This window comes from Klebsiella sp. P1927, assembly GCF_018204675.1.
GTDB classification, from domain to species: domain Bacteria; phylum Pseudomonadota; class Gammaproteobacteria; order Enterobacterales; family Enterobacteriaceae; genus Klebsiella; species Klebsiella pneumoniae.
Map to the genome: position 1 here is coordinate 4,299,360 of NZ_CP073377.1, position 13,455 is coordinate 4,312,814.

Sequence of the window (13,455 nt, forward strand, 5' to 3'; positions counted from 1 at the left end):
TACGAAAATGACGATTTTTGATAACTATGAAGTATGGTTCGTTATTGGCAGCCAACATCTGTACGGCCCGGAAGCCCTGCGCCAGGTGACGAAGCATGCCGAACATGTGGTGAACAGCCTGAATGCGGAAGCCAAACTGCCGTGCAAACTGGTCCTTAAGCCGCTGGGCACCACCCCGGACGAGATCACCCATATCTGCCGCGACGCCAACTACGATGACAAATGCGCCGGGTTAGTGGTCTGGCTGCATACCTTCTCGCCGGCAAAAATGTGGATCAACGGCCTGACCATCCTCAATAAGCCGCTGCTGCAGTTCCATACTCAGTACAACGCCGCGCTGCCGTGGGACAGCATCGATATGGACTTTATGAACCTGAACCAGACCGCGCACGGCGGCCGCGAGTTCGGCTTCATCGGCGCCCGCATGCGCCAGCAACACAGCGTGGTCACCGGCCACTGGCAGGATAAAGAGGCCCACCAGCGTATCGGCGGCTGGATGCGTCAGGCGGTCTCCAAACAGGATACCCGTCATCTGAAAGTGTGCCGTTTCGGCGATAACATGCGCGAAGTGGCGGTGACTGACGGCGATAAAGTCGCCGCGCAGATTAAGTTTGGCTTCTCGGTGAACACCTGGGCGGTCGGCGATCTGGTGCAGGTGGTGAACAGCATCAGCGACGGCGATATCAGCGCCCTGGTCGATGAATATGAGAGCAGCTACCGTCTGACCCCGGCAGCGCAGGTTCACGGCGAGAAGCGCCAGAACGTGCTGGACGCCGCGCGCATTGAGCTGGGGATGAAACGCTTCCTCGAACAGGGCGGTTTCCACGCCTTTACCACCACCTTTGAAGATCTCCACGGCCTGAAACAGCTCCCGGGTCTCGCCGTACAGCGCCTGATGCAGCAGGGCTACGGCTTTGCCGGCGAGGGCGACTGGAAAACCGCCGCTCTGCTTCGCATCATGAAGGTGATGTCAACTGGTCTGCAGGGCGGCACCTCCTTTATGGAGGATTACACCTACCACTTCGACAATGGTAACGATCTGGTGCTCGGCTCGCACATGCTGGAAGTGTGCCCGACGATCGCCACCGTCGAGAAACCGATCCTCGACGTTCAGCCGCTGGGCATCGGCGGCAAAGCGGATCCAGCGCGCCTGATCTTCAATACTCAAACCGGCCCGGCGATCGTCGCCAGCCTGATCGACCTGGGAGACCGCTTCCGTCTGCTGGTCAATACCATCGAAACCGTCCCAACGCCGCACGATCTGCCGAAGCTGCCGGTGGCCAACGCCCTGTGGAAAGCGCAGCCGGATCTGCGTACCGCGTCGGAAGCCTGGATCATCGCCGGCGGCGCGCACCATACCGTCTTCAGCCATGCGCTGAACCTCGACGATATGCGCCAGTTCGCCGAGCTGCATGATATCGAGCTGACCGTCATTGACAACGATACCCGTCTGCCGTCCTTCAAGGACGCGCTGCGCTGGAATGAAGTGTATTACGGTTCAAAACGCTAAGAGGCTGTCCCCTCACCCTTCCCCTCTCCCCGTTGGGGAGAGGGGACCGACCGGGCGCCATGCCGCCTTTCTCCCTCTCCCGCCGGGAGAGGGTCGGGGTGAGGGATACCCGACTCGCCTGCTATTCGGAGCACACTATGTTAGAAGATCTTAAACGCCAGGTGCTGGAAGCTAACCTGGCCCTGCCAAAGCATAATCTGGTGACCTTAACCTGGGGCAACGTCAGCGCCGTCGACCGCGAGAAAGGGGTGTTCGTGATCAAACCCTCCGGCGTGGATTACCGCGTGATGACCGCCGACGATATGGTGGTGGTCAGTCTGGAGAGCGGCGAAGTGGTAGAGGGTAATAAAAAGCCCTCGTCGGATACCCCGACCCATCGCCTGCTGTATCAGGCTTTCCCGACGCTGGGCGGCATTGTGCATACCCATTCGCGCCACGCCACCATCTGGGCGCAGGCCGGGCAATCTATTCCCGCGACCGGCACTACCCATGCCGACTACTTTTATGGCCCGGTGCCCTGCACCCGGTTAATGACCGATGCGGAGATCAACGGCGACTATGAGTGGGAAACCGGCAACGTGATTGTCGAAACCTTCCGCCAGCAGGGAATCGACCCGGCGCAGATGCCCGGCGTGCTGGTCCATTCCCACGGCCCGTTCGCCTGGGGCAAGAACGCCGAAGACGCGGTGCATAACGCCATCGTGCTGGAAGAGATCGCCTATATGGGGATTTTCTGCCGCCAGCTGGCGCCGCAGCTGCCGGCTATGCAGCAAACCCTGCTGGATAAGCACTATCTGCGTAAGCACGGGGCCAAAGCCTACTACGGCCAATAATCACCCTGCTCGCGCTGCGCTTAGCAGGGCCAGGGCTCTGCGCCATCTGGTAGCCTGGATAAGGCACAAGCCGCAATCCGGGGCAACATTAGCGCCGAACACCTGTATAAAACCCCAGCACCCTTCATGAAACCAGGCTATAATCAGGCCTGGTTTTTTATCGGCGAGAATACCCGTGACCCAGCCACGAGCAGGATTTTTACTCACCCGTCACTGGCGGGACACTCCGCAGGGCACCGAGCTCTCCTTCTGGCTGGCCACCGACGACGGTCCGCTGCAGGTCACCCTCCCGCCGCAGGAGTCCGTCGCCTTTATTCCCGAAGCGCAGCGGGCGCAGGCTGAACGGCTGCTGCAGGGGGAGAAAGGGCTCCGCTTCGCCCCGCTGGCCCTGAAAGATTTCCACCGTCAGCCGATTGTTGGCCTCTACTGCCGCGCCCATCGCCAGTTGATGCGTCTGGAGAAGATGCTCCGCGACAGCGGCGTCACCGTTTACGAAGGCGATATCCGCCCGCCGGAGCGCTATCTGATGGAGCGCTTTATCACCGCCCCGGTGTGGGTGGAAGGCGAAACGCGCGGCTCGCAGCTGGTCAACGCACGCATGAAGCCGAACCCTGACTATCGTCCGCCACTGAAATGGGTGTCGCTGGATATCGAAACCAGCCGCCACGGCGAGCTGTACTGCATCGGTCTGGAAGGCTGCGGCCAGCGGGTGGTCTACATGCTGGGCCCCGAACCGGAAACGCCGCCAGACGTCGACTTCGAGCTGGTCTTCATCGCCAGCCGTCCCCTGCTGCTGGAAAAGCTCAACGCCTGGTTTGCCGAACACGACCCCGACGTGCTGATCGGCTGGAACGTAGTGCAGTTCGATCTGCGCGTTCTGCAAAAGCACGCCGAACGCTATCGCATCCCGCTGCGGCTCGGCCGCGGCAACAGCGAGCTGGAGTGGCGTGAGCACGGCTTTAAGAACGGCGTCTTTTTCGCCCAGGCCAACGGGCGGCTGATTATCGACGGCATCGACGCGCTAAAATCGGCGTTCTGGAATTTCTCCTCCTTTTCGCTGGAGGCGGTGGCCCGCGAGCTGCTGGGAGAAGGCAAAGCCATCGACAACCCATGGGATCGGATGGATGAGATCGATCGCCGCTTTCATGAAGACAAACCGGCGCTGGCCATCTATAACCTGCAGGATTGCGAGCTGGTGACGCGGATCTTCCACAAAACGGAGATCATGCCGTTTTTGCTCGAACGGGCGACGGTCAACGGTCTGCCCGCCGACCGCCACGGCGGCTCGGTCGCCGCCTTCAGCCATCTCTATTTCCCGCGCATGCACCGCCTGGGCTACGTGGCGCCGAATCTCGGCGACGTACCGCCGCAGGCGAGCCCCGGCGGCTACGTTATGGACTCCCGCCCCGGCCTGTATGACTCGGTGCTGGTGCTGGACTATAAAAGCCTGTATCCGTCGATTATTCGTACCTTTTTAATCGATCCGGTCGGCCTGATTGAAGGGCTGGCGCAACCCGATGACCAGCACAGTATCGAGGGCTTCCTCGGCGCCCGCTTCTCGCGAGATAAGCACTGCCTGCCGGGGATTGTCAGCCAGATCTGGCACGGCCGGGATGAAGCCAAACGCCAGCACAATAAGCCGCTCTCTCAGGCGCTGAAGATCATTATGAACGCCTTTTACGGCGTGCTGGGGACCAGCGCCTGCCGCTTCTTCGACCCGCGTCTCGCCTCGTCGATCACCATGCGCGGCCATGCGATCATGCGCCAGACCAAAGCGTTAATTGAAGCCAAAGGCTATGACGTTATCTACGGCGATACCGACTCCACCTTCGTCTGGCTGAAGCGCCCGCACAGCGAAGCCCAGGCGGCGGAGATCGGCCGCGAGCTGGTCAGCCATGTCAACGCCTGGTGGGCGCAGGAGCTTAGCAAAAGCCAGCTTACCAGCGCCCTGGAGCTGGAGTATGAAACCCACTTCTGCCGCTTTTTAATGCCGACGATCCGCGGCGCCGATACCGGCAGCAAGAAGCGCTATGCCGGGATGATTCAGGAGGGCGATGCCCAGCGCATGGTGTTTAAGGGTCTGGAAACGGTGCGTACCGACTGGACGCCGCTGGCCCAGCAGTTTCAACAGGAGTTATACCTGCGCATCTTCCGCAACCAGCCGTATCAGGATTATGTGCGGGAGACTATCGCCAGGCTGATGAACGGCGAGCTCGACGAACAGCTGGTTTATCGCAAACGCCTGCGCCGGCCGCTGGCGGAGTATCAGCGCAACGTACCGCCGCACGTGCGCGCCGCCCGGCTTGCCGATGAACACAACCTGAAGCTTGGGCGGGCGCAGCAGTATCAGCAGCGCGGCACCATCAAATACGTCTGGACCACCAGCGGCCCGGAGCCGGTGGATTACCAGCAGTCGCCGCTCGATTACGATCACTATTTAACAAAGCAGTTGCAGCCGGTGGCGGAAGGGATCCTGCCCTTCGTCAACGATGACTTTGCTACAATAGTGACAGGACAGTTGGGGCTATTTTGATTTTTTGTCACCCATTCCACGGGCACGAAAGCCTAAAAATGAAGCGTGAGGAGAACGTGACGAACGTTCTGCCATCCAGTAATATAGCGCCCTTTCCATTCCTGGCCCCAATTTTGACGCATCTCCGATTGTTCATGGAGATGATCAACTATTGCCTGCAATTAAAGAACTAAAGAGCCGAACATATATGCCTTTTACACTTGGTCAACGCTGGATTAGCGACACAGAGAGCGAACTAGGATTAGGGACGGTGGTAGCGCTGGATGCGCGCATGGTCACTCTCCTTTTCCCCGCCATCGGCGAAAACCGTCTGTACTCTCGCAACGATTCCCCGATCACCCGCGTAATGTTTAACCCGGGCGACACCATCACCAGCCATGAAGGCTGGCAGCTCCACGTTGACAAAGTGAATGAAGAGAACGGGCTGCTGTCCTACACTGGCACCCGCCTGGACACCCAGGAAGCGAACGTCACCCTGCGTGAAGTGCTGCTCGACAGCAAACTAGTATTCAGCAAACCGCAGGACCGCCTGTTCGCCGGCCAAATCGACCGCATGGATCGCTTTGCCCTGCGCTACCGCGCGCGCAAGTTCCAGAGCGAACAGTACCGCATGCCGTGGAGCGGCCTGCGCGGCCAGCGCACCAGCCTGATCCCGCACCAGCTGCATATTGCCCACGATGTGGGCCGTCGTCACGCGCCGCGCGTCCTGCTGGCCGATGAAGTGGGCTTAGGTAAGACCATTGAAGCCGGGATGATCCTGCACCAGCAGCTGCTCTCCGGCGCCGCCGAGCGCGTGCTGATCGTGGTCCCGGAAACCCTCCAGCACCAGTGGCTGGTGGAGATGCTGCGCCGTTTCAACCTGCGTTTCTCGCTGTTCGACGACGAGCGCTACGCCGAAGCGCAGCACGATGCCTACAATCCGTTCGAAACCGAACAGCTGGTGATCTGCTCTTTAGACTTCGTGCGTCGCAGCAAGCAGCGCCTGGAGCACCTGTGCGACGCCGAGTGGGACCTGATGGTGGTCGACGAAGCGCACCACCTGGTGTGGAGCGAAGAGGCGCCGAGCCGTGAATATCAGGCTATTGAACAGCTGGCTGAGCGCGTGCCGGGTATCCTGCTGCTGACCGCGACGCCGGAACAGCTGGGAATGGAGAGCCATTTTGCGCGCCTGCGTCTGTTGGATCCGAACCGCTTCCACGATTTTGAACAGTTTGTCGAAGAACAGCAGAACTACCGTCCGGTGGCCGACGCCGTCGCGCTGCTGCTGGCGGGCAACAAGCTGAGCGATAGCGAACTCAATACCCTGGGCGATCTGATCGGCGAGCAGGATATCGAGCCGCTGCTGCAGGCCGCCAACAGCGATCGCGAAGATGCCCAGGCCGCGCGCCAGGAGCTGATCTCGATGCTGATGGACCGCCACGGCACCAGCCGCGTGCTGTTCCGTAATACCCGTAACGGCGTCAAAGGTTTCCCGAAACGCGAGCTGCACACCATTCGTCTGCCGCTGCCGACCCAGTACCAGACGGCCATCAAAGTGTCCGGCATTATGGGCGCGCGCAAAACCGCGGAAGAGCGCGCGCGCGACATGCTCTATCCGGAGCAGATCTATCAGGAATTTGAAGGTGATACCGGTACCTGGTGGAACTTCGACCCGCGCGTCGAGTGGCTGATGGGCTACCTGACCAGCCATCGCTCGCAGAAGGTGCTGGTAATCTGCGCTAAGGCCGCCACCGCCCTGCAGCTGGAGCAGGTGCTGCGCGAGCGCGAAGGCATCCGCGCCGCGGTGTTCCATGAAGGGATGTCGATTATCGAACGCGACCGCGCCGCGGCGTGGTTTGCTGAAGAAGACACCGGCGCCCAGGTGCTGCTGTGCTCCGAGATCGGCTCCGAAGGACGCAACTTCCAGTTCGCCAGCAACCTGGTGATGTTCGACCTGCCGTTTAACCCGGATCTGCTGGAGCAGCGTATCGGTCGTCTCGACCGTATCGGCCAGGCGCACGATATCCAGATCCACGTTCCGTACCTGGAAAAAACCGCGCAGTCGGTGCTGGTGCGCTGGTATCACGAAGGGCTCGACGCCTTCGAACATACCTGCCCGACCGGTCGCACCGTCTACGACAGCGTGCACGATGAACTGATCAACTATCTTGCGGCGCCGGAATCCATCGACGGCTTTGACGATCTGATCAAATCCTGCCGCCAACAGCATGATGCCCTGAAGGCGCAGCTGGAGCAGGGCCGCGACCGTCTGCTGGAGATCCACTCCAACGGCGGCGAGAAAGCCCAGGCCCTGGCGGAGAGCATCGAAGAGCAGGATGACGACACCAGCCTGATCGCTTTCTCGATGAACCTGTTCGATATCGTCGGCATCAACCAGGACGACCGCGGTGAAAACCTGATCGTCCTCACCCCTTCCGACCATATGCTGGTGCCGGATTTCCCGGGCCTGCCGGAAGACGGTTGCACCATCACCTTCGAACGTGACGTGGCGCTGTCGCGTGAAGATGCGCAATTTATTACCTGGGAACACCCGCTGATACGCAACGGTCTGGACCTGATCCTTTCCGGCGATACCGGCAGCAGCACCATTTCCCTGCTGAAGAACAAGGCGCTGCCGGTCGGCACCCTGCTGCTGGAGCTGATCTATGTCGTCGAAGCGCAGGCGCCGAAGCAGTTGCAGCTCAACCGCTTCCTGCCGGCGACCCCGGTTCGCATGCTGCTGGATAAAAACGGCAACAACCTCGCCGCGCAGGTGGAGTTCGAAAGCTTCAACCGCCAGCTGAGCGCGGTCAACCGCCATACCGGTAGCAAGCTGGTCAACGCGGTGCAGCAGGACGTTCACGCGATTCTGCAGCAGGGTGAAGCGCAGATCGCCAAAGCGGCGCAGGGGCTGATCGACGCGGCGCGTAACGAAGCCGATGAAAAGCTGACGGCGGAGCTGTCGCGTCTGGAAGCGCTGAAGGCGGTGAACCCGAACATCCGTGACGACGAACTGGCGGGGATCGAAAGCAACCGTCAGCAGGTGATGGATGCGCTGGCGCAGGCCGGATGGCGTCTGGACGCGCTGCGTCTGATCGTCGTCACTCACCAGTAACGGAACGCGAACATGGCGATGGAAAACTACAATCCGCCGCAGGATCCCTGGCTGGTGATCCTGTATCAGGATGAGCACATCATGGTGGTCAACAAGCCGAGCGGCTTGTTGTCCGTCCCCGGTCGTCTTGAGGAGCATAAAGACAGCGTGATGACGCGCATTCAGCGCGACTTCCCGCAGGCCGAATCGGTGCATCGCCTGGATATGGCCACCAGCGGCGTGATTGTGGTGGCGCTGAATAAAGCCGCCGAGCGTGAACTGAAGCGTCAGTTCCGCGAGCGCGAGCCGAAGAAGCAGTACGTCGCCCGCGTCTGGGGCCATCCGCAGCCGGCGGAAGGCCTCGTGGATTTACCGCTGATTTGCGACTGGCCGAACCGGCCAAAGCAGAAGGTGTGCTATGAAACCGGCAAAGCGGCGCAAACCGAATATGAGGTGCTGGAGTACGCAGAAGATAACACCGCCCGCGTGCGCCTGAAGCCGATTACCGGACGGTCGCACCAGCTGCGCGTGCATATGCTGGCGCTGGGGCATCCGATCCTTGGCGACCGCTTCTATGCCACGCCGGAGGCGCTGGCGATGGCCCCGCGCCTGCTGCTGCACGCCGAGACGCTCACCATCACCCATCCTGCCTACGGCAACGCGATGACCTTTCGCGCGCCGATCGACTTTTAACGCTCATACTTCGAGTTGCATGCGGGTTGGCTGCGTGCAACTCGGATTAGTGAGGATACAGAAAACAATCCCGATTAATCGCGGGCGAACCACGCGTCAATCATCTGCTCAACGCGGGCGACGACGAGATCGGTGTCGTGACGACGGCTGCGCGCACAGGCGTGCGCCGGCTCATCGCACAGCAGGCAGCGGCGCTGCGATTCGCCCAGCGACTGGCGTCCCACCAGCCCGTTCTGCGGACAGATTACATCGATATCCCACAGGCGTCCCAGCGGATGGCTCTGCTCCAGCGTACTGCACATCGCTTTGATTTCGCTGGCCGGATGCGCTACGCACCACAGCGCTTCTGGCCCGGTCGGCAGCCATAGCACCTGACGATCCAGCGTTTGCCAGCGGTGCTTCCACAGCAGCTGATCGCAGGCCTGGAGGGCAACGCCCATCATATTGCGATAGCGAATGCTGTCCTTCACCGCCCCCGGGGTCACCAGGGTCAGGGAAATAACAGGCTGCTGATAATGGGCCAACCAGTCGGCCTGGCGGGCTGCACGCTGCTCTTTCGCCGCCAGCAATGCGTCGATGCTGACGCCCGCCTGGGCGGGAGTATCCACTGACATTAATTCCTCTCCTACATATGATAAATACGACAGCGCCTGGACTGTCATGATGATGGTTGCGATAGCCGATCGCGCGCTGATTGTAACGCTAAATGCGGAGCATTTAGGATACAGAACGCAGATATTTTCGGCGTTCTGTAGCGGAAAATAGCAGATTTATCGCTGAGCGTAGCGTTATATCACGCCAGATAGTGGCTGAGGAACAGCAACCCCAGCGAGACATTTATCGCCCCGCCGATGCGGGTAGCGATCTGCGCGAACGGCATCAGGCTCATGCGGTTGCCGGCGGTCAGGATCGCCACATCGCCGGTGCCGCCCTGCCCGCTCTGGCAACAGGAAACAATCGCCACATCGATCGGGTGCATCCCTATCTTTTTACCAACCAGGAAACCGGTCGCCACCAGCGCGGAGACGGTACTGACGATCACCAGCAGGTTGGTTAAAGTGAAGGCGTTTACCAGTTCCTGCCACGGGGTGATCGCCACGCCGACGGCAAAGAGGATCGGGTAGGTGACCGCGGTGCGGAAGAATTTATACACCATCTGCGACCCCTCCTGCAGACGCGGAGACACCACGTTAGCCAGCTTTAACAGCACCGCGAGGAACAGCATGCCTACCGGCGCCGGCAGACCAATCAGTTTGTGGCCGAGCATCCCCATCATATACAGCAGTACCGCCAGCAGCGCGCCGGAGGCGAGGGTCCCAACGTCGGTCTTACCGCTCACGCCTTCGCTCTCGCTGAGGCTGCGGGTTTCATGGCTGCGGTTCGGCATCAGTTGCCCTTCGCCGGTCAGATGCGGGAAGCGCTTGCCGAGCTGGTTGAGGCAGCCGGAGATGACGATCGCCGTCAGGCTGCCAAGCATCACCATCGGCAATACCCGGCCCAGGGCCACGCCCTGCTCCATATGCATCAGCGCGGCATAACCCATTGACAGCGGAATCGCCCCCTCTCCCACGCCGCCGGCCATAATCGGCAGCACGATAAAGAAGAATACCTGGAACGGCTCCATGCCCAGCAGCGTGCCGACGCCGATGCCCACCAGCATGCCGACCACTTCGCCGCACAGCATCGGGAAGAAGATCTTCAGAAAGCCCTGAATCAGCGTGGTGCGGTTCATACTCATGATGCTGCCGACAATGATGCAGCAGATATAGAGATAGAGGATGTTAGTGGATTTATAGAATTTGGTCGTGGATTCAATAACCACGTCAGGCAGCAGACCATAGTGGACCAGCGCGGAAGGAATAAAGGTGGCGCAGATCGCCGCCGCACCGAGTTTCCCCAGCACCGGGAGGCGTTTACCAAACTCGCCGCAGGCGAAGCCAAAGAAAGCCAGGGTGGCCACCATCACCACGATATCGCTCGGCAGTTTGCCGCCAAGGCAGTCGAGGGCAATCAGTCCTCCGGCCAGCAGAAACAGCGGCAGCGGGACGATCCCCACCTTCCAGTTATCCATAATATGCCACCAGCGCTGCTTGAGCGTGGTTTTCGGCGTATCGATCGGTTCAAGGGTTGCAGAGAATGCATTGTCTGTGGTGCTCATAAATTCAGCCCTGTCGTTATTATTCATTTTCAGCGTAAAGGGACAGCGGCGTCGTTAATGTGAAGCTTCCCAGATTAAAAAAGAAGTTTTAATGGTCACTATGGTTTTTATGGTTTTTATTCGCTGAACTGCCCGGGAGTGATATATCTCTGATTTATGACTGTGGTTTTTATGGTTTTTATTTCCCGCCGGCCGCCTATTTCCGCCGCGACCGCTGGCGGCAGCCCGCGCCTGCGCCGCTGATCACAACTTTCCCTTAACATTTACGTCACGTGACAGAAAAATGATAGAGTGCCGCTATGGTTAATACGTCGTCCGGGGCCTATGAAATTATCTTTTCAATATAAGCTGTTTATTTCTCTGGTCGCTTTTTTCTCGGTCCTTTTTATCGCGCTGGGCATTTATTATTATTTTGACGCCAGCCGCCAGCTTTATCAGGAGATGAGCGCCCGGGCCAAAATACAGGCCGAAGAGATAGCCCTGATGCCGAATTTACGTCAACAGGTCAGCCGGCACGACCCACAGGCGATTCAGGCGTTTATGCAGCAAATCGCCGCCCATAGCGACGCCAGCTTTATCGTCATCGGCGACCGTCAGGGAGTTCATCTGTTTCATTCCGTCCATCCGGAGTGGGTTGGCACCCGACTGGTCGGCGGCGACAACCAGGCGGTACTGGAAGGGAAATCCATCACCACCATTCGCAAAGGCGGCCTCGGGGTCTCGCTGCGCAGCAAAACGCCCATCGTTGATGACGCAGGGCGAGTGATCGGTATTGTCTCCGTCGGCTACCTCACCAGCTATCTCGACAGCATTACTCTGACTAAAGTGATCAATATTTTTATCGCCGCCGTCCTGCTGCTCATCGCCCTGTTTATCTTCTCCTGGTACTTTACCCGCAGTATCAAGAAGCAGATTTTTTCGCTCGAGCCGCGGGAAATTGGCCTGCTGGTTCGCCAGCAAAAGGCGATGATGGAGTCGATCTTTGAGGGGGTGATCGTCATCGATCGCCAGCGGCGTATTGAGGTGATAAACCATGCCGCCCGCAGCCTGCTGGGGCTCAGCCAGCCCGCCCGCCAGCTGCGCGGTCAGTCGATCGACAGCGTCATTTCGCCGCAGCCCTTTTTCGCCAGCGGCGACATGCTCGAACGCGATACCCACGATGAGCTATGCCGCTTCAACCAGTTGACCGTGCTCGCCAGTCGGGTGCGCATTATGCTGGAGAATACCCTGCAGGGCTGGGTGATCACATTCCGTGACCGCAATGAAATCAATGCCCTCACCGCCCAGCTGAGCCAGGTGAAGCGCTATGTCGACAATCTGCGCATCATGCGCCACGAGCAGCTCAACCGGATGACTACCCTCTCCGGCCTGCTGCATATGGGCCATTATGACGAAGCGATCCGCTATATTCAGGCCCAGTCGGAACATGCTCAGGAGCTACTGGATTTTATCTCCTCGCACTTCCACTCGCCGACGCTATGCGGTCTGCTGCTCGGCAAAGCCACCCGCGCCCGCGAAAAAGGCGTGGCGCTGAGCTTCGACCCGGCCTGCCGCATCGACCGCCCCCTGCCGTCACTAATGGAATCCGAGCTGATCTCCATCATCGGCAACCTGCTGGATAACGCCATCGAAGCCACGCAGCGTGCCGAGCTGCCGCATGAGCCGGTTGAAGTCCTGATCCAGCTCAACGCCCGGGAGTTGATTATCGAAGTGGCCGACCGCGGCGTCGGCATCCGCCCCGATATCCGCGAGCGCATTTTTGAACGCGGCGTCACCACCAAAACCCGTGGCGATCACGGCATTGGTCTGTATCTTATTGAACATTATGTCACTCAGGCGGGCGGCACCATCGAAGTCGCCGATAACGCGCCGCGGGGAACGATCTTCACCCTATTTATCCCGGCCGACGCGCACGCCTGTCCGCAACCGGAGGCCCACGATGCATCATGACCTGGTCGATGTGCTAATCATTGAAGATGAGAGCGAACTGGCGCGCCTGCACGCCGAGCTTGTGCAAAAACACCCGCGACTGCGGCTGGCAGGCATGGCGGCCTCCCTCGCCCAGGCGCGGCAGCTGCTTCACGCCACGCCGCCGCAGCTGGTGCTGCTGGATAACTATTTACCGGACGGCAAAGGCGTCACGCTGATGACCGACCCGGCGCTGGCGACCAGCCAATGCTCGGTGATCTTTATCACCGCCGCCAGCGATATGGAAACCTGCAGCCAGGCCATCCGCAACGGCGCCTTCGACTATATCCTTAAGCCGGTATCATGGAAGCGGCTGAGCCAGTCGCTGGAGCGCTTTATCCAGTTCTACGATCAGCAACGAGAGTGGAAAATCGTCGATCAGCAAAACGTCGATTCCCTCTATCAACTGCAGGCGAAGAACTATCGCGTGGATAGCGGCAGCAAGGGGATTGAAGAGAAAACGCTGGCGCTGGTGCAGGGACTGTTTAGCGACCGGGAAGCGCACTGTTTTTCCGTTGATGAAGTGGTCAGCGCCGCCGGGCTCAGCAAAACCACCGCCCGTCGCTATCTGGAGCACGGCGTTGAGACCGGTTTTCTGGAAGTGGAGATGCTGTACGGAAAAATTGGCCATCCGCGGCGGCTGTATCGCCGCGCTAAGGTCAAAAGTTAAAACCCCTCGCCGGACGG

9 protein-coding genes are annotated in these 13,455 nt (G+C 59.7%); 7 read left to right on the forward strand and 2 right to left on the reverse strand.

What is annotated here, in order from left to right; translation table 11 throughout:
• Nucleotides 1-7 precede the first annotated feature (7 nt).
• The 5 genes from araA (at nt 8) to rluA (ending at nt 8,642) form a co-directional block, all read left to right on the forward strand.
• Entirely contained in the window at nt 8-1,510 is a 1,503-nt protein-coding gene (araA, locus tag KB892_RS21560; RefSeq protein ID WP_002888357.1) for an L-arabinose isomerase, read from the forward strand.
• 137 nt (nt 1,511-1,647) lie between these two features.
• Nucleotides 1,648-2,343 (forward strand): L-ribulose-5-phosphate 4-epimerase, encoded by a 696-nt coding sequence (araD, locus tag KB892_RS21565; RefSeq protein WP_002888353.1) that lies wholly within the window; start codon nt 1,648-1,650, stop codon nt 2,341-2,343.
• Nucleotides 2,344-2,518: 175 nt separating this feature from the next.
• Entirely contained in the window at nt 2,519-4,876 is a 2,358-nt protein-coding gene (gene polB, locus KB892_RS21570) for a DNA polymerase II (RefSeq protein WP_002888349.1), read from the forward strand.
• Between the two features lie 187 nt (nt 4,877-5,063).
• Nucleotides 5,064-7,970, forward strand: coding sequence for an RNA polymerase-associated protein RapA (rapA, locus tag KB892_RS21575; RefSeq protein WP_004151368.1), 2,907 nt, complete (start codon nt 5,064-5,066; stop codon nt 7,968-7,970).
• 12 nt (nt 7,971-7,982) lie between these two features.
• Entirely contained in the window at nt 7,983-8,642 is a 660-nt protein-coding gene (gene rluA, locus KB892_RS21580; protein ID WP_002888348.1) for a bifunctional tRNA pseudouridine(32) synthase/23S rRNA pseudouridine(746) synthase RluA, read from the forward strand.
• A 74-nt stretch (nt 8,643-8,716) separates the two neighbouring features.
• Here the strand turns inward: rluA and citX are convergent, their stop codons facing one another.
• Both citX and KB892_RS21590 read right to left on the reverse strand, forming a co-directional pair.
• Nucleotides 8,717-9,256, reverse strand: a complete 540-nt coding sequence (gene citX, locus KB892_RS21585) for a citrate lyase holo-[acyl-carrier protein] synthase (RefSeq protein WP_002888347.1) — start codon at nt 9,254-9,256, stop codon at nt 8,717-8,719.
• Nucleotides 9,257-9,435: 179 nt separating this feature from the next.
• Nucleotides 9,436-10,800, reverse strand: a complete 1,365-nt coding sequence (locus KB892_RS21590; RefSeq protein ID WP_002888345.1) for a 2-hydroxycarboxylate transporter family protein — start codon at nt 10,798-10,800, stop codon at nt 9,436-9,438.
• Between the two features lie 324 nt (nt 10,801-11,124).
• Here KB892_RS21590 and KB892_RS21595 point away from each other — a divergent pair, with 324 nt between their 5' ends.
• Nucleotides 11,125-12,750, forward strand: coding sequence for an ATP-binding protein (locus tag KB892_RS21595; RefSeq protein WP_002888340.1), 1,626 nt, complete (start codon nt 11,125-11,127; stop codon nt 12,748-12,750).
• Complete coding sequence (locus KB892_RS21600) at nt 12,740-13,438, forward strand: response regulator (RefSeq protein WP_002888337.1); 699 nt, start codon at nt 12,740-12,742, stop codon at nt 13,436-13,438. The genes KB892_RS21595 and KB892_RS21600 overlap by 11 nt, the downstream gene beginning before the upstream one ends.
• Nucleotides 13,439-13,455 lie beyond the last annotated feature (17 nt).

Coding starts and splice junctions, on each gene's coding strand:
- araD (WP_002888353.1), top strand. CDS start 1,648: ATGTTAGAAGATCTTAAACGCCAGGTGCTGGAAGCTAACCTGGCCCTG.
- araA (WP_002888357.1), top strand. CDS start 8: ATGACGATTTTTGATAACTATGAAGTATGGTTCGTTATTGGCAGCCAA.
- rluA (WP_002888348.1), top strand. CDS start 7,983: ATGGCGATGGAAAACTACAATCCGCCGCAGGATCCCTGGCTGGTGATC.
- KB892_RS21590 (WP_002888345.1), bottom strand. CDS start 10,800: ATGAGCACCACAGACAATGCATTCTCTGCAACCCTTGAACCGATCGAT.
- citX (WP_002888347.1), bottom strand. CDS start 9,256: ATGTCAGTGGATACTCCCGCCCAGGCGGGCGTCAGCATCGACGCATTG.
- KB892_RS21595 (WP_002888340.1), top strand. CDS start 11,125: ATGAAATTATCTTTTCAATATAAGCTGTTTATTTCTCTGGTCGCTTTT.
- rapA (WP_004151368.1), top strand. CDS start 5,064: ATGCCTTTTACACTTGGTCAACGCTGGATTAGCGACACAGAGAGCGAA.
- KB892_RS21600 (WP_002888337.1), top strand. CDS start 12,740: ATGCATCATGACCTGGTCGATGTGCTAATCATTGAAGATGAGAGCGAA.